The sequence below is a fragment of the Piscinibacter gummiphilus genome, from assembly GCF_032681285.1.
In the GTDB taxonomy this organism is placed as follows: domain Bacteria; phylum Pseudomonadota; class Gammaproteobacteria; order Burkholderiales; family Burkholderiaceae_C; genus Rhizobacter; species Rhizobacter gummiphilus_A.
In genome coordinates this window covers 4,207,833-4,229,863 of the sequence record NZ_CP136336.1, presented here as the reverse complement: position 1 = coordinate 4,229,863, position 22,031 = coordinate 4,207,833, and the positions used below count along the sequence as shown (strand labels likewise).

General features: G+C 68.3%; 22 protein-coding genes. 9 read left to right on the top strand and 13 right to left on the bottom strand.

Annotation, left to right across the window (positions count from 1 at the left end):
- Positions 1-2 precede the first annotated feature (2 nt).
- The 3 genes from RXV79_RS19945 to RXV79_RS19935 are packed head-to-tail and all read right to left on the bottom strand — an operon-like array spanning position 3 to position 3,456.
- Positions 3-974 (bottom strand): M14 family metallopeptidase, encoded by a 972-nt coding sequence (locus RXV79_RS19945; RefSeq protein WP_316699850.1) that lies wholly within the window; start codon positions 972-974, stop codon positions 3-5.
- Complete coding sequence (gene kefC, locus RXV79_RS19940) at positions 971-2,821, bottom strand: glutathione-regulated potassium-efflux system protein KefC (RefSeq protein WP_316699849.1); 1,851 nt, start codon at positions 2,819-2,821, stop codon at positions 971-973. Before kefC ends, RXV79_RS19945 begins: the two co-directional genes overlap by 4 nt.
- The gene (locus RXV79_RS19935; protein WP_316699848.1) at positions 2,821-3,456 is read right to left on the bottom strand and encodes a glutathione-regulated potassium-efflux system oxidoreductase KefF; all 636 of its coding nucleotides are present in this window, start codon (positions 3,454-3,456) and stop codon (positions 2,821-2,823) included. The genes kefC and RXV79_RS19935 overlap by 1 nt, the downstream gene beginning before the upstream one ends.
- A gap of 123 nt (positions 3,457-3,579) precedes the next feature.
- Between RXV79_RS19935 and RXV79_RS19930 the strand changes: the two genes are divergently transcribed.
- The 8 genes from RXV79_RS19930 to modC all read left to right on the top strand — a co-directional run bounded on the left by RXV79_RS19930 (position 3,580) and on the right by modC (position 10,857).
- Entirely contained in the window at positions 3,580-4,197 is a 618-nt protein-coding gene (locus RXV79_RS19930; RefSeq protein WP_316699847.1) for a ParA family protein, read from the top strand.
- Positions 4,194-4,646: a MaoC family dehydratase gene (locus RXV79_RS19925; RefSeq protein WP_316699846.1), complete on the top strand. Its 453-nt coding sequence runs from the start codon at positions 4,194-4,196 to the stop codon at positions 4,644-4,646. The genes RXV79_RS19930 and RXV79_RS19925 overlap by 4 nt, the downstream gene beginning before the upstream one ends.
- Positions 4,647-4,769: 123 nt before the next feature.
- Positions 4,770-5,516, top strand: coding sequence for a response regulator (locus RXV79_RS19920; protein ID WP_316699845.1), 747 nt, complete (start codon positions 4,770-4,772; stop codon positions 5,514-5,516).
- Positions 5,517-5,536: 20 nt separating this feature from the next.
- A complete protein-coding gene (locus RXV79_RS19915; RefSeq protein ID WP_316699844.1) occupies positions 5,537-7,408 on the top strand; it encodes an ATP-binding response regulator in 1,872 nt (623 codons plus the stop codon).
- A gap of 75 nt (positions 7,409-7,483) precedes the next feature.
- Positions 7,484-8,308 (top strand): TOBE domain-containing protein, encoded by an 825-nt coding sequence (locus RXV79_RS19910; protein ID WP_316699843.1) that lies wholly within the window; start codon positions 7,484-7,486, stop codon positions 8,306-8,308.
- A 13-nt stretch (positions 8,309-8,321) separates the two neighbouring features.
- On the top strand, positions 8,322-9,071 hold the full coding sequence (gene modA / locus RXV79_RS19905) for a molybdate ABC transporter substrate-binding protein (protein WP_316699842.1): 750 nt from the start codon (positions 8,322-8,324) through the stop codon (positions 9,069-9,071).
- Positions 9,068-9,754: a molybdate ABC transporter permease subunit gene (gene modB, locus RXV79_RS19900; RefSeq protein ID WP_316699841.1), complete on the top strand. Its 687-nt coding sequence runs from the start codon at positions 9,068-9,070 to the stop codon at positions 9,752-9,754. Before modA ends, modB begins: the two co-directional genes overlap by 4 nt.
- A complete protein-coding gene (modC, locus tag RXV79_RS19895) occupies positions 9,751-10,857 on the top strand; it encodes a molybdenum ABC transporter ATP-binding protein (RefSeq protein ID WP_316699840.1) in 1,107 nt (368 codons plus the stop codon). Before modB ends, modC begins: the two co-directional genes overlap by 4 nt.
- A 3-nt stretch (positions 10,858-10,860) precedes the next feature.
- Here the strand turns inward: modC and panC are convergent, their stop codons facing one another.
- The 8 genes from panC to metG form a co-directional block, all read right to left on the bottom strand.
- Complete coding sequence (panC, locus tag RXV79_RS19890) at positions 10,861-11,694, bottom strand: pantoate--beta-alanine ligase (protein WP_316699839.1); 834 nt, start codon at positions 11,692-11,694, stop codon at positions 10,861-10,863.
- Between the two features lie 11 nt (positions 11,695-11,705).
- Positions 11,706-12,554 carry a 3-methyl-2-oxobutanoate hydroxymethyltransferase gene (panB, locus tag RXV79_RS19885; protein ID WP_316699838.1) on the bottom strand — a complete coding sequence of 283 codons (849 nt, stop codon included), beginning with the start codon at positions 12,552-12,554 and terminating at the stop codon, positions 11,706-11,708.
- Complete coding sequence (bioB, locus tag RXV79_RS19880) at positions 12,551-13,537, bottom strand: biotin synthase BioB (RefSeq protein WP_316699837.1); 987 nt, start codon at positions 13,535-13,537, stop codon at positions 12,551-12,553. The genes panB and bioB overlap by 4 nt, the downstream gene beginning before the upstream one ends.
- Positions 13,538-13,614: 77 nt before the next feature.
- Positions 13,615-14,442, bottom strand: a complete 828-nt coding sequence (locus tag RXV79_RS19875; RefSeq protein ID WP_316704167.1) for a segregation and condensation protein A — start codon at positions 14,440-14,442, stop codon at positions 13,615-13,617.
- Between the two features lie 30 nt (positions 14,443-14,472).
- Entirely contained in the window at positions 14,473-14,679 is a 207-nt protein-coding gene (locus RXV79_RS19870; RefSeq protein ID WP_296728558.1) for a DUF3460 family protein, read from the bottom strand.
- Between the two features lie 44 nt (positions 14,680-14,723).
- Entirely contained in the window at positions 14,724-16,421 is a 1,698-nt protein-coding gene (locus tag RXV79_RS19865) for a SulP family inorganic anion transporter (protein WP_316699836.1), read from the bottom strand.
- Entirely contained in the window at positions 16,418-17,176 is a 759-nt protein-coding gene (locus tag RXV79_RS19860; protein ID WP_316699835.1) for a YoaK family protein, read from the bottom strand. Before RXV79_RS19860 ends, RXV79_RS19865 begins: the two co-directional genes overlap by 4 nt.
- Positions 17,177-17,200: 24 nt before the next feature.
- Positions 17,201-19,246 carry a methionine--tRNA ligase gene (metG, locus tag RXV79_RS19855; RefSeq protein ID WP_316699834.1) on the bottom strand — a complete coding sequence of 682 codons (2,046 nt, stop codon included), beginning with the start codon at positions 19,244-19,246 and terminating at the stop codon, positions 17,201-17,203.
- A 113-nt stretch (positions 19,247-19,359) separates the two neighbouring features.
- On the opposite strand from metG, the gene apbC reads away from it, so the two are divergent.
- Positions 19,360-20,451 (top strand): iron-sulfur cluster carrier protein ApbC, encoded by a 1,092-nt coding sequence (gene apbC, locus RXV79_RS19850; RefSeq protein WP_316699833.1) that lies wholly within the window; start codon positions 19,360-19,362, stop codon positions 20,449-20,451.
- On the opposite strand, the gene RXV79_RS19845 is transcribed toward apbC, so the two are convergent.
- Positions 20,448-21,443, bottom strand: a complete 996-nt coding sequence (locus tag RXV79_RS19845; protein ID WP_316699832.1) for an MBL fold metallo-hydrolase — start codon at positions 21,441-21,443, stop codon at positions 20,448-20,450. The two genes, apbC and RXV79_RS19845, sit on opposite strands and share 4 nt — an antisense overlap.
- Positions 21,440-21,976, bottom strand: a complete 537-nt coding sequence (locus RXV79_RS19840; RefSeq protein ID WP_316699831.1) for an Mpo1 family 2-hydroxy fatty acid dioxygenase — start codon at positions 21,974-21,976, stop codon at positions 21,440-21,442. Before RXV79_RS19840 ends, RXV79_RS19845 begins: the two co-directional genes overlap by 4 nt.
- Positions 21,977-22,031 lie beyond the last annotated feature (55 nt).

Here is a 22,031-nt window from a genome sequence, read left to right as displayed (position 1 = left end):
CTTCAGGGGCGCAGCGGGCGCGAGCTCCGCTGCGCAAAGTAGAACCACTCGTTGCCCGGGAGGGCCGCGGGGTTCGGAAACACGATGAACCCATCGGCCGGCGCGCGCAATTCCGTGCCGTCGGCCCGCGAGCCGATCAGCTCACCCGCGCGCAGCGGGTCGTAGCTGGCCCAGGCCTTCGCGAAACGGTCTCCGGGGTCGTGCAGGTCGGTCACCTCGGCCAAGCGCAGGAACTCGATGTCGGTGCGCGCGGGAGGTGGGGCTTCGTCCACCAGGCCCAGCTGCGCCAGCGTCGCACGGATCGCGCGGTAGCCCACCTCGGGCGCCTTCGGGTCCTGGTGCTGGCCGCATTCGAGCGTGATCGCGTAGCCGCCCTGCGTGCGCATGTATTCGGTGGTGCCCACGCCGTAGCTCGGGTCGGTGCTGAGCATCTGCGCACGCTGGCTGGGGGCGCTGCGCTGCAGGCGGTTCTTGACGCCCGCGGCGTAGGTGTCGAGCCAGCCTTCGACGATGCGGCGCGGGCCGAGGCGCAGCGCGAGCGCTTCTTCTTCGGCAGCGTGCGAGAACGGCTCGAGCGGCCCGTTGTTGTCGGCCGGGCCAATCATTGCGAAAGGCTCGCCACTGGTGTGGAAGGAGTGCAGGTCCAGCAGCACCTCGTGCTCGGCGAGCAGGGGGCACAGCGCGTTGGCGATGCGGTCCTCGTAGTCCTGCGGCTGGGCGTTGGGCCGCAGGTTGCGGTTGAGGTTGCGGTCACCGGCACGCTGGCCTTTCGAGTAGGCGAGCGGGTTGGTCACCGGCACGAAGGTCACGCTGCCGCGCACGATCTTGAGTGCGCCGCTGTCGAGCTCGGGCAGGATGCGCTCGATGGCGCGGGTGCCGCAGGTCTCGTTGCCGTGCACGGCGCCGAGCACGATCAGGCGCTTGCCGGGTTGCAGCGCGCGGAAGCTGTGGGTGCGCAGGGTGTTCTGGTTCATGGGGTGATTCCTTCGCCGGGCGTCGTCGACGCGTCCGGGTTCCAGCTGCCGGTGCGCTTGCGCGTCTGCGCCTCTTCGCGCTCCTTGGCCCAGAGTTGCTCCAATTGTTGGCGCCCCTGTTTGGCCACGGCGATGAGCTGGTCTTCGTTTTCCTGGTGCAGGCGCATCTCTTCGAGCAGCTCGATGCTGTGCTTGCGGAAGCGCAGCGCGAGGTTGCGCGCCTGGTGCGGCTGCCAGCCCAGCAGCTCCAGCACGCTGCGCCCGCTCATCAGCGCCGAATCGAGCGTCTCGCGTTCGATCAGCGTGACGCCGCGCTCACGCAGGCCGTAGTAGTGCGTCACGTTGCGGGCGCGGGCCACGATGTGCAGATGCGGGAAGTGCTCGCGGGCCATGTCGGCAACCTTGAGGCTTTGCTCCACGTCGTCGATGGCGATCACCAGCACATGCGCCTTGTCGGCCCCGGCAGTGCGCATCAGGTCGAGCCGGGTCGCGTCGCCATAGAAGGCGGGCCAGCCGAAGCGGCGCACGCCTTCGACCTGCTCGGCGTCGTGGTCGAGCACCGTGGCGGCGATGCCGTTGGCGAAGATGAGGCGGCCCACGATCTGGCCGTAGCGGCCGAAGCCCGCGATGATCACTGGCGCGTGCTGAGGCTCGTGGATCTCTTCCATCTGCAGCTGCTTGTGCTGCGCAAGCAGCGGGATCCACCACTTGTCGGCGGCCACCAGCAAGAGCGGCGTGAGCAGCATCGAGATCGCCACCGCGGCCACGAGCAGCGAGGAGGTGGGCGCGTCGATCACACCGGCCTGCGCGGCGGTCTGGAACACCACGAAGCCGAACTCGCCGCCTTGCGCCAGCAGGATGATGAACACCGGCCGCTCCGGCTTGGGCAGTGGCATCGCGCGGCCCATGCCCCACAGCACGGCGGCCTTGAGCGCGAGGAATGCGAGCACCATGCCGGCGATAAGGAACGGCTGCTTCATCACCACCATGAAGTCGATGCTCATGCCGACGGCAATGAAGAAGAGGCCGAGCAAGAGGCCCTTGAAGGGCTCGATGTCGGTTTCCAGCTCGCGGCGGTATTCGCTCTCGGCGAGCAGCACACCGGCCAGGAAGGCGCCGAGCGCCATCGACAGGCCGACCGCCTGCATCAGCGCCGCGGTGGCCACCACCAGCAGCAGCGAGGCGGCGGTGAAGATTTCGGGTGTGTCGCTGCGGGCGATCCAGCGCAGTGCGGGGCGCAGCAGCAGGCGGCCGCCGAGCACGATGGTGGCGATCACGCCCACCGCCTTGAGCGCGCCGAGCCAGGCGTTGCCGTCGGATTGGCCCGTGCTCGCCGCCAGCAGTGGCACCAGCGCGAGGATGGGAATGGCCGCGATGTCCTGCAGTAGCGCCACGCTCAGGAGGCTCTGCCCGCCGGTGGTGGCCATCAGGTTGCGCTCGGCCAGCACACCCAGGCCGATGGCGGTCGACGACATGGCGAGGCCGAGCGCCGCCACCAGCGCGATCTGCCACGTGACGCCGGCGGCCACGCCCACCGCGAGCAGCAGCACGGTGGAACCGAAGAGCTGCACGCTGCCCCAGCCGAAGATCGGCTTGCGCAAGGACCACAGCCGGCGCGGCTCCAGCTCCAGGCCGACGAGGAACAGCATCAGCACCACGCCGAACTCGGCGAAGTGCAGCATGTCCTGCGGGTCTGTCACCAGGCGCAGTCCCCAGGGCCCGATCGCGATGCCGGCTGCGAGGTAGCCGATGATGGACCCGAGCCCGAGTTTCTTTGCCAGTGGCACCGCGAGTACCGCGGCCGCGAGGTAGATCAGGCTGCCGGTGAGCCAACCGCCGTGTTCCATCAGACGCGCTCCAGAGGCAGGGGTGCGACGGCCGCGGGGCGCGCCGAGGGCGGCACCTCGCAGGCGAGGCATTGCTCCAGCCCTTCGAGTTCGGGCCAATTGGGGTAGCTCGCGAGGCGGTCGACGAGCATGTCGGCCTGGTGGTCCAGCTCGCGGGGGCTGGTGCGGTGGGCGCCGTGCAGCACCATCGGCGGCAGGAAGCGCATGCCGCACAGCGAGGCGGTCTGTTCGTAGGGCGGCAGGAAGGCGTCGAAGTGGTAGCGGTTGTAGCCGGTGGGGTGGTAAGAGTCTTCAGGCCCGCCGGTGCTCGTGACGAGCCAGAGGTCCTTGCCCTGCAGGGCGGTGCCGCCCGGCCCGTAGGCCCAGCCATAGGCGAAGACCTCGTCGACCCACAGCTTCATCAGCGGGGGCATGTGGTACCAGTGGATCGGGTGCAGCCACACCACGAGCGGCGCCACGGCGAGCGCGGCCTGCTCGGCGGCGACGTCGATCAGGTAGTCGGGGTAGAGCGCATAGAGGTCGCGCACCTGGGCACGCGGCGCCGCGCCGGCGGCCTCGTGCAGGCGCCGGTTCACGCGCGACAGCTCCATTTGCGGGTGGGCGCTGATCACGAGGATGTCTGTCGCATCGGCCATGAAATGATGGGTAAGTCTTGAGGTGGGTGCTGAAAAGTGCCCGTTAACATAACCGCAAACAGCGTCTGCGGTGCGGGGCTGCAGGTTCCGCGCCACCCTCCAGAGCACACCAAGGGGAATTGCATGCCGGTGATCGTGGTCGCCAATCCGAAAGGTGGCGTGGGCAAGAGCACCTTGTCCACCAACATCGCGGGGCTGCTGGCCCATCAGGGGCATGCGGTGATGCTGGGCGACGTGGACCGGCAGCAGTCGGCCCGCACCTGGCTCAAGCTCCGGCCCGAGGGTTTGCCCCAGATCGCGGGCTGGGATGTAGCCCAAGACGAGATCGTGCGCCCGCCCAAGGGCACGACGCACGTGGTGCTCGACACCCCCGCAGGCCTGCATGGGAAAAGGCTGGAGCAGGTGCTGAAGATCGCCGACAAGATCGTCGTGCCGCTGCAGCCCAGCATCTTCGACATCCACGCCACGCACGACTTCATCCGCGAGTTGTTGAAGAGCCGCCGCAGCGACAAGGTCGAGGTCGGCGTGATCGGCATGCGCATCCGCGAGGGCACGATCTCGGCCGACCAGCTGCGCAGCTTCCTTGGCACCTTGGAGACGCCTGTCGTCGCCTTCCTGCGCGACACTCAAAATTACGTTCACCTCGCCGCACGTGGCCTCACGTTGTGGGATGTGGCGCCCAGCCGGGTCGAGCGCGACCTGGAGCAATGGCAACCCCTCATCACCTGGATCAATGCATGAGAACGTTCGAGAAGATCTCTGACCTGCAACCCCTCGTCGGCCAGGAGCTGGGCGTGAGCGAGTGGATGACGATCACGCAGGAGCAGATCAACAAGTTCGCCGAAGCGACCGGCGACCACCAGTGGATCCACCTCGATGTCGAACGCGCCAAGAGCGGCCCCTTCGGCACGACCATCGCGCACGGCTTCCTCACGTTGAGCCTGCTGCCCGAGATGACGGCCAAGGCCTTCCGCGTCAACGAGACGCGCATGGGCGTCAACTACGGGCTGAACAAGGTCCGCTTTCCGTCGCCCGTGCCGGCCGGCAGCAAGGTGCGCGGCCGCTTCAAGCTCATCGAATACATCCCGCTCGATGGCGGGGCACAGATGACGGTTGAATGCACGATGGAGCGCGAAGGCTCCGACAAGCCGGTCTGCGTGGCCGAATCGCTGGCCCGGCGCTATGCGTGAACTTTTGGCCTGAAGCGGTCATCCCGCCCAGGCCGGGGCCCGTGTTTTCCCCATTCGGAGGGTGTGGGCGCCCCCCACCGCTCGCATACGATGCCGGCTGCTTAAAACTCCCGGGGGGGAACCATGAAGGTGCTGCTGGTCGATGACCACCCGCTGATCCTGTCGGCGCTGCAAACGGTCATCAAGGGCCTGGGCGACCACGTCAACGTGGTCGGTGCCGGCAGCGGCCGCGCGGCGCGCGAAGCGCTGCAGCGAGACGACGATTTCGACCTCGTGCTGCTCGACCTGCAGCTGGGCGACGAAAACGGCTTCGACCTCCTCACCGAGTTCCGCTCCGGCTACCCGGCCCTGCCGGTGGTGGTGGTGTCGGCCTCCGACCGCGTGAGCGACGTGATCCGCTCCATCGACCTCGGCGCTATGGGCTTCGTGCCCAAGCGCGCCACCAACGAGACCCTTTTCGAGGCACTGCATGTGGTGATGTCGGGCGGCATCTACGTGCCGACGATGAGCATGTCGAGTGAGTCGGCCGTCACCGGCCGGCGCAGCACCGACGCCGCACCCACCGCGCCCGGCCCGCTGCACGTGGTCAACAAGGAGGCGAGCGACGGCAGCTTCCAGAAGCAACCGAGCCTGGCCTCTCTCGGGCTCACGCCGCGACAGACCGACGTGCTGGCCCTGCTGCTCAAGGGCCACCCCAACAAGCTGATCGCGCGCGAGCTTGGCCTCTCGGTCGAGACGGTGAAAGACCACGTCGCCGCAGTGCTGCGCGCGCTCAACGTGAGCTCTCGCACCCAGGCCGTGCTGGCGGTGAGCCAGATGATCCAGCAGCACGGCGACTTCTCCGTGCTGCGCAACGGCCAGACCACCTGAGACGGCCGGGCGCCACACGCATGCCAGTCGCCCCCAGCCCGGAAAAGTCGGCGCCGATGGGCGAGGTGCAGGCCGGCGGCACGGGGTTCGACCCCGCCACCCGCACGATGCTCGACAACCAGGCCTCGGCCGAGCGCGTGAGCGACCTCTACGCCTACCTGCCCATCACCACCGTGGCGATGGTGGTGGGGGTGATCGTCACCGTCGCGCAGTACTGGTCGCTCGTGCCGAGGGCGGGCATGGTGGCCTGGCTCATCGGGCTGGGGGCCCTGGGCGCCGCGCGTTCGTACATGTACCGCGGCTTCAAGAAGCGCCGCAGCAATGAACGCGAAGCACTGCTGCGCTGGTACCAGGCCTGGCGTGCCACCACGCTCGTGGCGGGCTGCCTGTGGGGCACGGCCGCCTGGTTCTTCTACCCCTATGGCGGCGCGGCCGAGCAGCTGACGCTCATCCTCACCATCTACAGCTACTGCATGGCGGGCATGCAGATCCTCTCGCCGCAGCACAACACCTTCTTCGAGTTCTGCGCCTTGTGCCTCACCCCGCTGGTGGTGCGGGTGGCGCTGCCCGGCGACACGCCCAACCTCATGCTGGCTGCCTACCTGGTCGTGATCTTCGGCATCACGATCATGCTGGCGCGCCTCTACCGCAAGAACAACGAAAACCTGGTGCAGATCAAGGTGCGCCTCGACCAGCTCACCGTCCAGCTGCGCGCCGAAAAAGCCGCAGCCGAGGCCGCGCGGCAGGAGGCTGAGGTGGCCAACCGCGCGAAGACCCAGTTCTTCGCCGCCGCGAGCCACGACCTGCGCCAGCCGCTGCATGCGATGGGCCTCTTCGCCGAAGCCTTGCGCCAGCGCAGCCACGACGAAGAAGTGACTCAGCTCGTGGCCAGCATCAACGGCTCGGTCGACGCGCTCGAAGGGCTCTTTTCCGAACTGCTCGACATCACCCGCATCGACACCGGCGGCGTCGACGTCACGCCCGAGCATTTCAACGTGGGCGACATCTTCCGCAAGCTGCGCCTGCACTTCGAGCCGGTGGCCTTCGAGAAGGGCCTGGCGCTGCGCTTCCGTGGGGCGCAGCACAACCTGCATGCCGACCCGGTGCTCGTCGAGCGCATCCTGCGCAACCTCGTCTCGAACGCGATCCGCTACACCAACGACGGCACGGTGCTCGTGAGCTGCCGCCGCCGCAACGGCCAGTTGCTGCTGCAGGTGTGGGACACCGGCGTGGGCATCCGCGAGCGCGAGCAGGAGCACATCTTCGAAGAGTTCTACCAGGTGCCCTACAGCGAATCGCTCACCCCGCAGCAGCGCAAAGGCCTGGGCCTGGGGCTTGCGATCGTGAAGCGCCTGGCGGGGCTCATGCAGTCGCCACTGACGCTGCGCTCGGTGCCCGGGCGTGGGTCGGTTTTTTCGTTCACGCTGCCGACGGGCAAGGCGCCGCGTGCGCGTGAGCCGAGCGGCGTGCGCAGCAAGCTGCCCATCGGCCTCACGCTCGACCACCGCTTCATCGTGGTGGTGGAAGACGAGCCGGCGGTGCGCGGTGGGCTGGAAGTCCTGCTGCGCGGCTGGGGCGCCCGCGTGGCGTCGTTCGAGACGGCCCAGGAAAGCCGCGCCTGGGCGCTCAACGCCGACCCCATCGGCGAGCGCCCCGATCTGCTGATCGTCGACTACCGCCTGGAGCAGGGCCACACCGGCATCGAGGTGATCCAGGCGCTGCGGGCGCGATTCGGCCAGGCCATGCCGGCCATCATGGTCACCGGCTCGACCATGACCCAGCACGACGGCGAAGCGGCCGAGCACGACTTCCACTTGCTCATCAAGCCGGTGGTGCCCAACAAGCTGCGGGCCATGATCGGCTTCAAGCTGGGCGTGCGCGCGGGCGGCTGATTGGTGGGGCCGCCTCGGCGGTTCCAAGGCGCTATATTAGTGGGTATATAGCGACTCTGTTGCGGGGCTTCTCCCATGACACGCCCATCCGCCCCACCACGCCTCACCGGCCAGCTCGACATCCGCACCGACGCGGGCGCCTACCTTGGCGACACGCGCGTGCGCCTGCTCGAAGCCATCGGCGAACATGGCTCCATCACACAGGCGGCCAAGCAGGTGCCGCTGTCGTACAAGGCCGCGTGGGACGCGGTCGACGCGATGAACAACCTCGCCGAGCAGCCCCTGGTCGAGCGCAGCACCGGGGGCAAGGCGGGCGGTGGCACCCGCCTCACCGAACACGGGCGGCGCGTGGTCGCGCTCTACCGGGCGATGCAGGCCGAGTCGCAACGCGGGCTGGACCGGGCGGCGGCGCTGCTCGCGCACATGCCCGAAGGCGACGCCGCCAGCTTCGAACGCCTGCTGCGCCGCCTGGCCTTGCGCAGCAGTGCCCGCAACCAGTTCGCCGGCAGCGTGAGTGCGCTGCGCGTTGGGCCGGTGGACGTGGAGGTGGTGATCCGCCTCGACGAGCGCCTGTCGCTCGCTGCGGTCGTGACACAGGAGTCTGCGGGGTTGCTGGGCCTGGCTGTCGGAAGCGAGGTGGTGGCGATGGTCAAGGCCTCGTCGGTGATGCTGGTGGCCGACGACACCTTGCGCATCAGCGCCCGCAATCGTTTCTGGGGCACGGTCTCGCGCATCGTCGACGGGCCGGTGAACGCCGAGGTGACGCTCGATCTCGGCCACGGCCGCAGCGCCGTGGCGGTGGTCACGGCCGAGTCGGTGCGCACGATGGGCTTGGCCGAGGGCGTGCGCGCCGGGGCGGTGTTCAAGGTGTCGAGCGTGATCCTGGCGGTGATCGATTGAAAGGGCGCGGCGGATGAAGAAGATGACCTGGCGTCTCGCGATGCTCTTGGCGTGTGTGTTGCCAACGGTGGCGAATGCTGGCGAGGTGTCGGTCGCCGTGGCCGCCAACTTTTCCGGCCCGATGGCGAAGCTCGCCGAAGGGTTCCGCGCCAGCAGCGGCCACACGCTCAAGCTCACGAGCGGTGCCACAGGCAGGTTCTACAGCCAGATCCTGGCAGGCGCGCCCTTCGATGTGCTGCTCGCGGCCGACGATGACACGCCGCGCCGGCTGGTGAACGAGGGCCACGCCGTGGCGGGCACGCAGTTCACCTATGCCGTTGGGCAGCTGGTGCTGTGGAGCGCGCTGCCCGGTGTGGTGGATGAGCAGGGCGCGGTGTTGAAGACGGCGCGCTACAAGCACCTGGCCATCGCCAACCCCAAGCTCGCACCGTATGGCAGGGCGGCCCAGGAAACCTTGGCTGCGCAGGGGGCGGGTGAGGCTGTCGCCGGCCGCATCGTCACCGCCGAAAGCATTGCGCAAGCCTTTCAGTTCGTCGTAAGCGGCAATGCCGAGATCGGCTTCGTGGCGCTGTCGCAGGTGAAGGTGCCGGGCAAGCCGGTGCAGGGCTCGTACTGGCTGGTACCGCCGTCCTTGCACGGCGAGATCCGGCAGGACGCCGTGCTGCTCAAGCGCGCCAAGGGCAGCGCTGCGGCGCAGGCCCTGCTCGCCTATCTGCGCAGCGCCGACGCCAAGGCGCTGATCCAGGGCTACGGCTACCGATGACCGCCGCCGACTGGAGCGCGATCCGGCTGACGGCCGAGCTGGCGGCCGTCACGACCGTGCTGCTGCTGGTGCTGGGCACGCCCGTGGCGTGGTGGCTGGCACGCACACGCTCGCGCAGCAAGCCGGTGTGGGCCGCGCTGGTGGCGATGCCGCTGGTGCTGCCGCCCTCGGTGCTGGGCTTCTATCTGCTGCTGCTGATGGGCCCGCAGGGGCCGGTGGGGCAGCTCACGCAGGCGCTGGGAATCGGCCGGCTTCCCTTCACCTTCGCCGGGCTGGTGGTGGCCTCGGTGCTGTACTCGATGCCCTTCGTCGTGCAGCCGCTGCAACAGGCCTTCGAAGCCGTGCCCGAGCGTGCGCTCGAGGCAGCCGCCACGCTGCGCGCCGGGCCGTGGGATCGTTTCTTCACCGTGGCGCTGCCGCTGGCGAGGCCCGGCTTCATCACTGCCAGCGTGCTCGGTTTTGCGCACACGGTCGGTGAGTTTGGCGTGGTGCTGATGATGGGCGGCAACATCCCTGGCCAGACGCGGGTGATGTCGGTCGCCATCTACGACCATGTGGAAGCGGCCGAATACGCCGACGCCCACCGACTGGCCGCCGCGATGGTGGCCTTCGCGCTCACGGTGCTGGTGACGCTCTATTGGGTGAAGCGGCCGCGCGGCGCAGATGCGGGAGCGGCACGGTGATCGACCTCGCGCTCCGCCTCGCCCGCGGCGAGTTTTCGCTCGACGTGGCGCTGCAACTGCCGTCGCGCGGCGTGAGTGCCGTGTTCGGCCCCTCCGGCTGCGGCAAGACGACGCTGCTGCGCGCCCTGGCCGGGCTGGAACGCGCCGACGGCCATGTGATCGTGGGCGACGAGTACTGGCAGGACGATCGCCGAGGCCTCTTCGTGCCCACGCACCGTCGCCCGATTGGCTATGTGATCCAGGAGGCGGCGCTCTTCCCTCACCTCAGCGTGCAGGGCAATCTCGACTACGGCCTGCGCCGCAGCGGCCAGGCCGGCTCACGCGAGGCGCTTGCGCAGGCTGTCGACCTGCTGGGCATTGGTGCCCTCATGGCGCGTGGCACCGCCACCCTGTCAGGCGGCGAGCGCCAGCGTGTCGCGATTGCGCGCGCACTGGCCACCCAGCCGCGCCTGCTGCTGATGGACGAGCCGCTGGCCGCGCTCGACGCCGAGCGCAAGGCCGACATCCTCCCGTACCTGGAGCGCCTGCACACAACGCTCGCCATGCCCATCGTCTACGTAACCCACGCGATGGACGAAGTGGCCCGCCTCGCCGACCACCTCGTGCTGCTGCGCGAGGGGCGGGCGCTGGCAGCCGGGCCGACGCACGAGCTGCTGTCGCGTGCCGACCTGCCCCTGGCTCGGCGCGACGATGCGGGCGTGGTGATCGAGGCGCGTGTGGAGGAGCACGACGACCGCTACCGGATGATGCGCATCGGCGCGGCGGGGGCTTCACTGTGGGTCGGCGGCTCGCACGCGGCGTTGGGTGAAACCGTGCGCGCTGCCGTGCTCGCGCGAGACGTGAGCGTGACGCGCGAACCGGCGCAGCAGACCAGCATCCTCAACGTGCTGCCGGTCACGCTGGAGTCCTTGCATGCCGATGGTGGAACCGTGATGCTGCGGCTGCGCGTGACCGCGACGTCCTCGTCCGCGTCAACCTCCGAGGCGCCGGTCTACTTGCTGGCGCGCATCACGCACAAGAGCTGCGACGCGCTGGCGCTGAAAGCTGGCGACGCGCTGTGGGCGCAGGTGAAGGGTGTGGCGCTGATGTCAGCTGGCGGCTGAACCTCAGAACTCGAGGTTGTCGATCAGGCGGGTGGTGCCGAGCTTGGCCGCGCCCAGCACGACAAGGGGAGCCTTTGCATCGGCGGCGGTCGGCGGCTGCAGGTCGTGGCGCCGACGCACGGTGAGGTAGTCGGGCGCCCAGCCGCGTGCCGCGAGTTGGCGGCTGGCTTCAGCCTCCAGCGACGCGAGCGCACCCGGGTTCGCGCGGTAGCCCGCGGCCAGTTGCTTAAGCGTCTGCGACAGCGCCAGTGCTTCGCTCAGCTCCGCGGCGCTCAGGTAGCCGTTGCGCGACGAGAGCGCGAGGCCCTGGTCGGAGCGGCGCGTCTCGCCGCCGTCGATGACGATGGGCAGCGCGAACTGGTCCACCATGCGGCGGATCACCATCAGCTGCTGGTAGTCCTTCTTGCCGAAGACGGCCACCTTTGGCTGCACGATGGTGAAGAGCTTCATCACGACCGTGGCCACGCCGACGAAGAAGCCGGGGCGGAAGTGGCCTTCGAGGATGTCGGCAAGCGCCGGGTCGGGGTGCACCTTGAAGGTCTGTGGCTGCGGGTACATCTCGCGCTCGTCGGGCGCGAAGACGAAGTCGCAGCCGGCACCCTGCAGCAGCTCGGCGTCGCGCTGCAGCGTGCGCGGGTAGCGGTCGAAGTCTTCGTGCGGTGCAAACTGAAGCCGGTTGACGAAGATGCTCGCCACCACCGGCAGGCCATGGCCCTTGGCCTGGCGCACGAGCGCGAGGTGGCCGTCGTGCAGGTTGCCCATGGTGGGCACGAAGGCACAGGCTTGCGGGCCCGGCAGCGCGGCGCGCAGGTCGGCGATGGTGTGGAGAACCTTCATCTGGTGTCCGTTCAGTACCCGTGCACGGCGTCGTCGGGGAATGTGCGCGACTTCACCGCCGCCACGTAGGCTTCGATGGCCGCCTTGATGCTGGGCGCGCCGTCCATGAAGTTGCGCACGAAGCGGGGCAGCTTGCCCTGGGTGACGTTGAGCATGTCGTGCAGCACCAGCACCTGACCCGAGCACGCGTTGCTGGCGCCGATGCCGATGGTGGCCATCGCCACGCTTTGCGTGATCTCTTTGGCGAGGGCGGCCGGCACGAGTTCGAGCACGCACATCGCGGCACCCGCGTCCGACAGCTCCTTCGCATGCTGCTTGAGCGTGGCCGCGCCATCGGCGCTCTTGCCCTGGATGCGGTAGCCGCCGATTGCATGCACCGACTGTGGCGTGAGACCCAGGTGCGCACACACCGGCACGCCGCGCTCGACGAGGAAGCGCACCGTCTCGGTCGTCCAGCCGCCGCCTTCGAGCTTGACCATCTGCGCGCCGGCCTGCATCAGCACGGTCGCGCTGCGCATGGCCTGCTCTTTCGACTCTTGATAGCTGCCGAAGGGCATGTCGCCCAGCACGAAGGCGTTGCGGTTGCCCGCCTGCACGCTGCGGATGTGGTACGCGGTCTCTTCGAGCGTGACCGGCAGCGTGCTGCTGCGGCCTTGCAGGACCATGCCGAGCGAGTCGCCGATCAGGAGGGTGTCGACACCCGCGGCGTCGAGCAACTTGGCAAAGCTCGCGTCGTAGCAGGTGAGCATGGTGATGGGCTCACCCGCGGCCTGCATTTCGCGGATGCGGTGCAGCGTGACGGGCTTGCGCTCTTTCGGCGCCGAGCCTCCCCCGTAGAGCGACTGCTCGGCCGTGGTCATGAGGTGGTCATCCCAAGCTTGGCGAGCAGTTCCTGGTCGGCTTGCACGTCGGGGTTGCCGGTGGTCAGGAGCTTGTCGCCGTAGAAGATGGAGTTGGCACCGGCCAGGAAGCACAGCGTCTGCACCGCTTCGCCGAGCTGCTGGCGGCCGGCCGACAAGCGCACGCGAGACTTCGGCATGGTGATGCGAGCGACGGCGATGGTGCGCACGAACTCAAGGGGGTCGAGCTTCTCGCTGCCGTGCAGCGGCGTGCCGGGCACCTGCACGAGGTTGTTGATCGGCACCGACTCGGGGTACGGGTCCATGTTGGCGAGTTCGGCCACGAGCGCGGCCCGCTGGGTGCGCGTCTCGCCCATGCCGACGATGCCGCCGCAGCACACCTTCACGCCGGCACCGCGCACGCGCTGCAGGGTGTCGAGCCGGTCCTGGAACTGGCGGGTGCTGATGATGTCGCCGTACTTGTCGGGTGCGGTGTCGATGTTGTGGTTGTAGTAGTCGAGGCCGGCCTGTTGCAGCGTCTCGGCGTGGCCGTCTTCCAGCATGCCGAGCGTGGCGCAGGTCTCCAGGCCCAGCGACTTCACGGCGCTCACGAGCTCGGCCACTTTCTCGATGTCGCGGTCTTTCGGCGAGCGCCAGGCGGCGCCCATGCAGAAGCGGGTGGCGCCGGCGGCTTGGGCGCGGCGGGCCGCGTCGAGCACCGCGTCGCAATCCATCACCTTGCTGGCTTCGACGCCGGTGTCATAGCGCGCGGCCTGCGGGCAGTAGCTGCAGTCTTCCGGGCAGCCGCCGGTCTTGATCGACAGCAGGGTGGACAGCTGCACCTCGGTCGGGTCGAAATGCTCGCGGTGCACCGTCTGCGCGCGGTGCATCAGCTCGGTGAAAGGCAAATCGAAGAGCGCCTCGATCTCGGCCACGGTCCAGCGGCTGGCGGCCGCAAGGGCGGCGGGCTTGCGGGGGTGGACGCGGACAGCGGTTTCTTGCATGCGAAGGTTCCGGAGATGAGTACGGCCGGCAGTCTAACCAGATGCGCCCAGCAGGTGGTGCGGTGCAGCAGAAGCGGTCAGGCCGGCTGGTAGGCCAGGCGGACGTAGATCGGTGCGAAGGCTTCGGCCTGGGTGACTTCGAGCAGGTGCTCGCGGGCCAGTTCCAGCATGGCGATGAAGGTGACGACCAGCACCTGCGGCCCGCGGTTGAGTTCGAAGAGATCTTCGAACAGGGCGAAGCGGCGGCCTTGCAGGCGGCGCAGCACGATGCTCATGTGCTCGCGCACCGACAGCTGCTCGCGGGTGATGGTGTGGTGCTGGTTGAGCTTGGCGCGCTTCAAGATGTCTTGCCAGGCGGCCCGAAGTTCGTCGGCATTGACGTCGGGGAAGCGCGGCGTGAGCGACTGTTCGATCACCACCTGCGCCCGCAGGAAATCGCGGCCCAGCACCGGCAGCGCGTCGAGCCGTGCGGCTGCAAGCTTGATCTGCTCGTATTCGAGCAGGCGGCGCACCAGTTCGGCACGCGGGTCTTCCGGCTCTTCACCTTCGGCCACCTTCTTCGGTGGCAGCAGCATGCGCGACTTGATCTCGATCAGCATCGCGGCCATCAGCAGGTATTCGCTGGCCAGCTCGAGGTTGGTCTTGCGGATCTGGTCGACGTAGGCGAGGTACTGGCGCGTGACGCTGGCCAGCGGGATGTCGAGGATGTTGAAGTTCTGCTTGCGGATCAGGTAGAGCAGCAAGTCGAGCGGGCCTTCGAAGGCCTCGAGAAAAACCTCCAGCGCATCGGGCGGGATGTAGAGGTCCTGCGGCAGCTGGAAGAGCGGCTCGCCGTACAGGCGCGCCACGGCGATGTGGTCCACCACCTGCGGAACTGCTGCATCAGGCGCCGCGTCGGCCGCCATCACCTCGGAATTCACTCGTGCGGAACGCGTTCAGCGTTTCGTGTTGTTCTGGTACACGTAGGGCTGCTGCGGCACGCGGGCGTCGCGGTACTCGGCCTGCGCCTCGCGGTCGATGGGCTTGTCCCACAACAGGGCGCGGCCGCGGCGCTGCTCTTCTTCGAGCGTCGGGCGCTTGGCCTTCAGTTCCTCGATGAACGAGGTGATCTCGGACTTGTACGGCTTCCAGAACAGCGGCATGGCGGTCAGGGCGCCAGAGGCGGCGCCGGAGTGAAGCCGGGATTTTAAGCCGTCGAAGCTCGCCGGGTGGGATCGACCGCCCTGGCCAGGGCGGCACCCAGGTGGGAGGTGACGTTGTCCAGGCCCAGCTCGGCGTCGAATCCGGCGCGCCGCACCAGCTCGCGTGGTTGCTCGTTCAAGTCGCACAGGATGAGGTGCACGCCCTGCCGCGCCAGGGTCTTGTGCAGTTGCATCAGGGCGTCCAGGCCGGAGTTGTCGATGGACACCAGCTGGTGCATTTCCAGCACCACGGCGTGGGTGCCGGGGGGCAGCTGCTGCGAGATCGTCTCGATCTTGCCGACGGCGCCGAAGAACAGCGTGCCGTAGAGGCGGTAGACCTGCACGCCGGGTGGGCTGTCGGGGGCGAGGTCGGTGCGGAAGAGGCTGCTCATGCGGTAGATGAAGAAACCGCAGGCCATCACCAGGCCCACCTGCACCGCTACCGTGAGGTCGAAGATGACTGTCAGCAGGAAGGTGCCCAGCAGTACGGTGCGGTAGGGCAGGCTGAAGCGGCGCAGGCGGGCGAATTCGTGCCACTCGCCCATGTTCCAGGCGGCGAAGAGCACGATGCCCGCCAGCACCGCGAGCGGCACGTTCATCGCAAGCGGTGCCGCCAGCAGCACGATGAGCAGCAGCGTGAGCGAGTGCACGATGCCGGCGACGGGTGTCCTGGCGCCGGCGCGGATGTTGGTGACGGTGCGGGCGATGGTGCCGGTGACCGGAATGCCGCCGAAGAACGGCACGACGAAGTTGGCGACACCCTGGGCCATCAGCTCCTGGTTTGGGTCGTGGCGCGGCGGGTCGGTGAGGTTGTCGGCGATGCGCGCGCACAGCAGCGACTCCACACCCCCGAGCAGCGCGATGGTGAAGGTGGGAATGACGAGTTCTTTGGCGCTTTGCCAGCTGAAGGGTGGCAGTTCCAGCGACGGCAGGGTCTGCGGAATGCCGCCGAAGCGCGAGCCGATCGTCTCGACCGGCATCTTGAGCCACCACGCGAGCGCCGACAGCACCACGAGGGCGACGATGGGCCCCGGCACTCGCGAGGCGGTGCGCAGCGTGTGGCCTTCCAGCAGGTGCGAGGGCAGCAGCGAGCCGGGGCTGAAGAGCCGCGGCCAGAAGAAGAGCATGGCCACGGTGGCCGCGCCGAGGCCGAGCGCGTGCACGTTCAGGGTGTGCAGATGCGTGGCCAGCAGATGAACCTGCGAGAAGAAGTCGCTCGGCAGCTTGGCGACCGAGAGGCCAAGCAGGTCCTTGATCTGCGAGAAGGCGATCAGCACCGCGATGCCGTTGGTGAAGCCGATGACGATGGTGACCGGGATGTAGCGCACCAAGGCTCCGAGCTTGAAGAGCCCTAGCGCAAACATGAGCACGCCGGCCAGTGCGGTGGCGATCAGCAGGTTGGTGAGGCCGTAGCGCTGCACGATGCCGTAGACGATCACGATGAATGCGCCGGCCGGCCCGCCGATTTGCACGCTGGAGCCGCCGAGGGCCGCCACCAGCAGGCCGCCGATGATGGCGGTGAAGAGGCCCTGCTCGGGCTTCACGCCGGAGGCGATGGCGAAGGCCATCGCGAGTGGCAGTGCGACCACGCCCACCGTGACACCGGCCCCGACGTCGCCGAGGAAACGGCGGCGGTCGTAGCCCTTCAGCGCATCGACGATCCGGGGCCGGAAGACGGCGAGGTCGATGCCGGGGCGCTTCACGGTGCAGCGTTTCCGGGGGGCGCCAGGCGGGCCTGCACGTCACGCCACAGCGGGCGCAGGCTCAAGAGCACGAGCAGGGCGGCGAGCGGCACGGTGGTGATGTAGCCCACCCACTTGAATCCGAGCGCGCCCATCACGCCGCCCACGAAGAAGCAGGCCACGAGCAGCGCGTGCGTGCGCAGCCGTTCGCGGTTGGCGCGCACCTGCCCGAGCGCGGCGCTTCGGTTCACGTAGACGAGCTTGCCGAGTTCGATGCCGAGGTCGGTGACGAGTCCGGTCACGTGGGTGGTGCGGATCTCTGCGCGCGAGATCTTGGTGATGACGGCGTTCTGCAGCCCCATGGTGAAGCAGAGCAGCAGCACGGTCGCGGGCAGCAGCAGGGCCGAGTGCAGGCCGAGGCTCGCACCCAAGACGCCGAAGACCATCAGCAGGCTGGCTTCGAGCAAGAGCGGCAGGCTGTAGCTGCTGTGCAGCTGGCGGCGCTGCGCCCAGTTGACGAGCAGGGCCGTGCTCATGGCGCCCGCGATGAAGGTGACGAGTGCGGCGAGCGCGGCGCCGGCCAGCAGGAACTGGCCGAGCGCCAGGTGGTCGGCCAGCGACGACATCACGCCGGTCATGTGCGAGGTGTACTGGCCGACGGCGAGGAAGCCGCCGGCATTGGCCGCACCGGCCACGAACGCCAGCGTCGCCCCCAGCCGCCGGTTGGCCCGCGGCGTGCGCTGCACATCGGTCCAACCTCGGATGAAGGGCAGCATGGGGCGAGTGTTGGCGTCGTCCGGTCAGCGCACCCTCAGCCCCGGCGTGGCGCCGGGCCAGGGTTCGAGGACGTAGAGGCCGGGGTTCTTCTTCTCATCGGCATGCGAAGCCGCAAGAACCATGCCCTCGCTCACGCCGAACTTCATCTTGCGCGGCGCGAGGTTGGCCACCATCACGGTGAACTTGCCTTCGAGCTGCTCGGGCTGGTAGGCCGACTTGATGCCGCTGAACACGTTGCGCGTCTTGCCTTCGCCTACGTCGAGCGTCAGGCGCAGCAGCTTGTCGGAGCCTTCGACGTGCTCGGCCTTCACGATCTTGGCGATGCGCAGATCGACCTTGGTGAAGTCGTCGATGCCGATCTCGTCGGCAAGCGGCTCGCCCCCGGGGGCGGGTGGCGCGGCCGGGGCGGGGGCTTCGAAGAGGGCGTCGAGCAGTTTCGGGTCGACACGCTGCATCAGGTGCTTGTATTCGCCGATGGTGTGTGCGCCCAGCGAACGCTGCGCGTCGGCGAAGCCCATAGGCTCCACACGCAGGAAGGCCTCGACCTGCGCGGCCAGCGCCGGCAGCACGGGCTTCAGGTAGATCGTGAGCACGCGGAAGGCTTCGATGCAGACGGTGCAGACGTCCTGCAGCACCTGGTCCTGGCCTTGCTGCTTGGCGAGCTCCCAGGGCTTGTGCTGGTCGACGTATTCGTTCACCCGGTCGGCCAGCAGCATGATCTCGCGCAGCGCCTTGCCCAGCTCGCGCTCGTTGTACAGCTCGACGACGGTGGCGCGGTGCGCGCGAAGCCCATCCAGCAGCGTGCGGCCTTCGACGCCGACGTCGCTCGACAGCCGGCCCTCGAAGCGCTTGGTGAGGAAGCCCGCCGCGCGGCTCGCGATGTTGATGTACTTGCCGACGAGGTCACTGTTGACGCGGGCGACGAAGTCTTCCGGGTTGAACTCCACGTCTTCGACCCGCGCATTGAGCTTGGCCGCGAGGTAGTAGCGCAGCCATTCGGCGTTCATGCCGAGCTGCAGGTACTTGAGCGGCGACAGGCCGGTGCCGCGGCTCTTGCTCATCTTCTCGCCGCCGAGCGACAGGAAGCCGTGCACGTTGATGTGGTTCGGCGTCTTGCGGCCGCTGAAGTGCAGCATCGCCGGCCAGAAGAGCGTGTGGAAGGTGATGATGTCCTTGCCGATGAAGTGCACCTGCTCCACGTCGGGGTCGGCCATGAAGGCGTCGAAGTCGCGGCCGGTCTTGTCGAAGAGGTTCTTCAGCGAGGCGAGGTAGCCCACGGGTGCGTCGAGCCAGACGTAGAAATACTTGCCCGGCGCGTCGGGGATCTCGATGCCGAAGTAGGGCGCGTCGCGCGAGATGTCCCAGTCGGCCAGGCCCACGTGGCCGTGTTCGTCGACGGTGAACCACTCCTTGATCTTGTTGAGCACCTCGGGCTGCAGGCGGCCGGCAGTGGTGGTCCAGTCCTTCAGGAATTCGATGCAGCGGTCGGACGAGAGCTGGAAGAAATAGTGCGAGCTGCTCTTGAGCACCGGCGTGGCGCCGCTCAAGGCCGAATACGGGTTCTTGAGTTCCGTGGGCGCATACACCGCACCGCACACCTCGCAGTTGTCGCCGTATTGGTCTTTCGCCCCGCACTTCGGGCACTCGCCCTTGATGTAGCGATCGGGCAGGAACATGCTCTTCACCGGGTCGAAGAACTGCTCGATCACCCGCTCGGCGATCAGGCCCTGCTTGCGAAGCGCACGGTAGATGTCTTGCGCGAGCGCGTGGTTCTCGGGGCCGTCAGTGGAGTGCCAGTTGTCGAAGCCGATGTGGAAGCCGTCGAGGTACTGCTTGCGCCCCGCGGCGATCTCGGCCACGAACTGCTGCGGCGTCTTGCCGGCCTTTTCGGCCGCGATCATGATCGGCGCGCCGTGCGCATCGTCGGCGCAGACGAAGTGCACCTCGTGGCCCAGCATGCGCTGCGCCCGCACCCAGATGTCGGCCTGGATGTACTCCATCATGTGCCCGATGTGGAAGGGCGCATTGGCGTAGGGCAGGGCGGTGGTGACGAAGAGCTTGCGGGTCATCGGGGGCCAGACGAGGGGAACGGCAGAGCACACGATTCTAGGCCTGCTCCCTCTGAGGACGAGGCCCTGCGCTAGACTGGCCTTCGCTTCCCTTCTGCCCTTCCCACACGACCATGCCTGCCACCGAAGCCGCGATCCTCGACGCGCTGAAATCCGTCATCGACCCCAATACTGGCAAGGACTTCGTCAGCACGAAGCTGGTCAAGAACCTGCAGGTGTCGGGGGGCAGCGTGAGCTTCGACGTGGAGCTGGGCTACCCGGCGAAGAGCCAGATCGAAGGCCTCGCGCATGCGCTGACGCTGGCGGCGCGTGGCGTGCCGGGCGTGGATGCGGTCACGCCGCGCATCACGTCCAAGGTCGTCGCCCACGCCGTGCAGCGCGGTGTGCAGTTGCTGCCCAACGTGAAGAACATCGTCGCCGTCGCCTCCGGCAAGGGCGGGGTGGGCAAGAGCACGACGGCCGTCAACCTCGCGCTTGCGCTCGCCGCCGAAGGCGCGAGCGTGGGCGTGCTCGATGCCGACATCTACGGGCCCAGCCAGCCCACCATGCTCGGCGTGGAGGGTCGCCCCGACAGCGCCGACGGCAAGACCATGGAGCCGAAGGAAAACCACGGCGTGCAGGTCATGTCGATCGGCTTCCTCGTCGAGCCCGACAACGCCATGATCTGGCGCGGCCCGATGGCCACCCAGGCGCTCGACCAGTTGCTGCGCCAGACCAACTGGCGCGACCTCGACTACCTCATCGTCGACATGCCCCCGGGCACCGGCGACATCGCCTTGACGCTCGCGCAGCGCGTGCCGCTCACCGGCGCGGTGATCGTGACCACCCCGCAGGACATCGCGCTCATCGACGCCAAGCGCGGCGTGCGCATGTTCGAGAAGGTGGGCGTGCCCATCCTCGGGCTGGTGGAGAACATGGCCATGCACGTGTGCTCCAACTGCGGCCACGTGGAGCACATCTTTGGCGCGGACGGCGGCAAGCAGATGGCCGCCGAGTTCAAGATCGACTACCTGGGCGCCATGCCCCTGTCGAAGAACATCCGCCTGCAGGCCGACTCGGGCGCCCCGACGGTGGTGTCCGAGCCCGACAGCGAGATCACGAGCCTCTACAAGGCGATGGCCCGCCAGGTGGCCGTGAAGATCGCGCAGCGCTCGAAGGACTTCTCGTCGAAGTTTCCGACGATCACTGTCTCCAAGAACACCTAGGGATCAAACGGCTCGAAAAGAGGCGGCAGTCGCACCTCGATGCCATCTTGCCGCCCCCGCTGCTGCAGGTCGGCCATCACCACGTCGAAGTCGTCGACGAGGTAGGGCGAAGCGACGAGCGGTGTGTCGAGCATGGGCTGCATGAAGTCGTCCCAGTGGATCGGGATCACGCGCTTCGCGCCGGTGGCCTTGACTGTCTCTTTCCAGTAGGCCGCGCGGTAGGCCTCGTTCTTCTTGCCGAGGGTGCCGGTGCCGAGGAAGACGGTGTCGGCGCGCACGCCCGAGAGCGCGCCCGGCACGATGCCGGCGCTGCCTTGCACCAGGTAGCGCTTGCCCGATGCGTGGCTCACGGCGATCGACCACACGTCGCCTTCGCGCCAGCGGGTGGCATGGGCCGGCGGCTTGAGCGGTGAGGTGATGAGTTCGCCACCCTCGCCGCTGCTGAAGGGCGTGGGGCTGTGGCGGCTCGCGATGAAGCGCAGGCTGAACTGGCCGAGCTGCAGCGTGTCGCCGCCTTTCACGGCGCGCATCTGCGCCTCGGCGAGGCCGAAGCCGCGGCCGATCTGCAAGGTCGACTCGCCGCCCACCAGCAGCGCGCCGGTGCGCTGCGCCACGAGCGGTGCGTCCATCGCATGGTCGTAGTGCGAATGCACGGGCACCACGGCGGCGAGCTGGGCGATGCCCAGGCGCTTCAGCGAGGCGTCGACCACGGCCGCATCGGGGCCGATGGTGCCGAAGAGAGTGCGCAGCGCCGGGGGCCGCGAGAAGAAGCCATCGATGGCCCAGGCGGTCTCGCCGTCGTCGAAGACGAGGGTCGCCACCCCGGCGAAGCGCACGCGCACGCCGGTCTTCTGCGCGGCGGTGGGCAGCGTGAGCGACTGGTACGGCGCGAGCGACGGGCGTCGGTTGAACTGCACCACCGCGAACGCGGCCAGCAGCAAGAGCGCCGCGAGCAGCGCGAGGGCGGCCCGTTTCAGCAGGCGGCCGGTCACCTGTGTGCCGGGGCCGACAGGTCGCGCACCACGGTCGGGCCGGCGCGGCGCTCGATCTCGGCCAGCAGCGGCTTGCCCCAGCCCAGCGCGAACATGGCTTCGCCGGTCACGAACATCGGCCCGACGAGCAGGCCGATCAGGTCGTCGACGAACGCCGGCTTGCGGCCTTCGTAGTAGTGGCCGATGAACTGGATCACCCAGCCGACGACGAAGCTGCCGATGCCCCAGGCGAGCCAGGCAGCAGTGCTGTCGAGCGCGAGGCTGTGCGCCAGCAGGATGAGGATGCCGTTGGTGACGCTCACGCCCGCGCCCAGCGCCAGGTTGCCACGCGTGAGATACCAGACCGTCGAGGCGACCCACAGCAGCCAGGCCGGCGTGACCGGAAAGCCTCCGGCGCTGAAGAGCTCGGGTCGCGAGAGCAGCACGCCGATCGAGAACACGATCAGCGGGATGCCGACGAAGTGGGTGGCGATGTTGCGGCGGTCGCGGTGATACGAGGCGTACTGGACCATCAGCTCGGTGGCGTTGCGCATGGCTGTCTCCATCGGGGTGTTGTGGGACGGATGCTAGTGCGTTGGAGCGAAAAGC

Excerpts from the sequence above, each read along its gene's own strand:
- RXV79_RS19945 (WP_316699850.1), bottom strand. The coding sequence starts at position 974 with ATGAACCAGAACACCCTGCGCACCCACAGCTTCCGCGCGCTGCAACCC.
- kefC (WP_316699849.1), bottom strand. The coding sequence starts at position 2,821 with ATGGAACACGGCGGTTGGCTCACCGGCAGCCTGATCTACCTCGCGGCC.
- RXV79_RS19935 (WP_316699848.1), bottom strand. The coding sequence starts at position 3,456 with ATGGCCGATGCGACAGACATCCTCGTGATCAGCGCCCACCCGCAAATG.
- RXV79_RS19930 (WP_316699847.1), top strand. The coding sequence starts at position 3,580 with ATGCCGGTGATCGTGGTCGCCAATCCGAAAGGTGGCGTGGGCAAGAGC.
- RXV79_RS19925 (WP_316699846.1), top strand. The coding sequence starts at position 4,194 with ATGAGAACGTTCGAGAAGATCTCTGACCTGCAACCCCTCGTCGGCCAG.
- RXV79_RS19920 (WP_316699845.1), top strand. The coding sequence starts at position 4,770 with ATGAAGGTGCTGCTGGTCGATGACCACCCGCTGATCCTGTCGGCGCTG.
- RXV79_RS19915 (WP_316699844.1), top strand. The coding sequence starts at position 5,537 with ATGCCAGTCGCCCCCAGCCCGGAAAAGTCGGCGCCGATGGGCGAGGTG.
- RXV79_RS19910 (WP_316699843.1), top strand. The coding sequence starts at position 7,484 with ATGACACGCCCATCCGCCCCACCACGCCTCACCGGCCAGCTCGACATC.
- modA (WP_316699842.1), top strand. The coding sequence starts at position 8,322 with ATGAAGAAGATGACCTGGCGTCTCGCGATGCTCTTGGCGTGTGTGTTG.
- modB (WP_316699841.1), top strand. The coding sequence starts at position 9,068 with ATGACCGCCGCCGACTGGAGCGCGATCCGGCTGACGGCCGAGCTGGCG.
- panC (WP_316699839.1), bottom strand. The coding sequence starts at position 11,694 with ATGAAGGTTCTCCACACCATCGCCGACCTGCGCGCCGCGCTGCCGGGC.
- panB (WP_316699838.1), bottom strand. The coding sequence starts at position 12,554 with ATGACCACGGCCGAGCAGTCGCTCTACGGGGGAGGCTCGGCGCCGAAA.
- bioB (WP_316699837.1), bottom strand. The coding sequence starts at position 13,537 with ATGCAAGAAACCGCTGTCCGCGTCCACCCCCGCAAGCCCGCCGCCCTT.
- RXV79_RS19875 (WP_316704167.1), bottom strand. The coding sequence starts at position 14,442 with ATGGCGGCCGACGCGGCGCCTGATGCAGCAGTTCCGCAGGTGGTGGAC.
- RXV79_RS19870 (WP_296728558.1), bottom strand. The coding sequence starts at position 14,679 with ATGCCGCTGTTCTGGAAGCCGTACAAGTCCGAGATCACCTCGTTCATC.
- RXV79_RS19860 (WP_316699835.1), bottom strand. The coding sequence starts at position 17,176 with ATGCTGCCCTTCATCCGAGGTTGGACCGATGTGCAGCGCACGCCGCGG.
- metG (WP_316699834.1), bottom strand. The coding sequence starts at position 19,246 with ATGACCCGCAAGCTCTTCGTCACCACCGCCCTGCCCTACGCCAATGCG.
- apbC (WP_316699833.1), top strand. The coding sequence starts at position 19,360 with ATGCCTGCCACCGAAGCCGCGATCCTCGACGCGCTGAAATCCGTCATC.
- RXV79_RS19840 (WP_316699831.1), bottom strand. The coding sequence starts at position 21,976 with ATGCGCAACGCCACCGAGCTGATGGTCCAGTACGCCTCGTATCACCGC.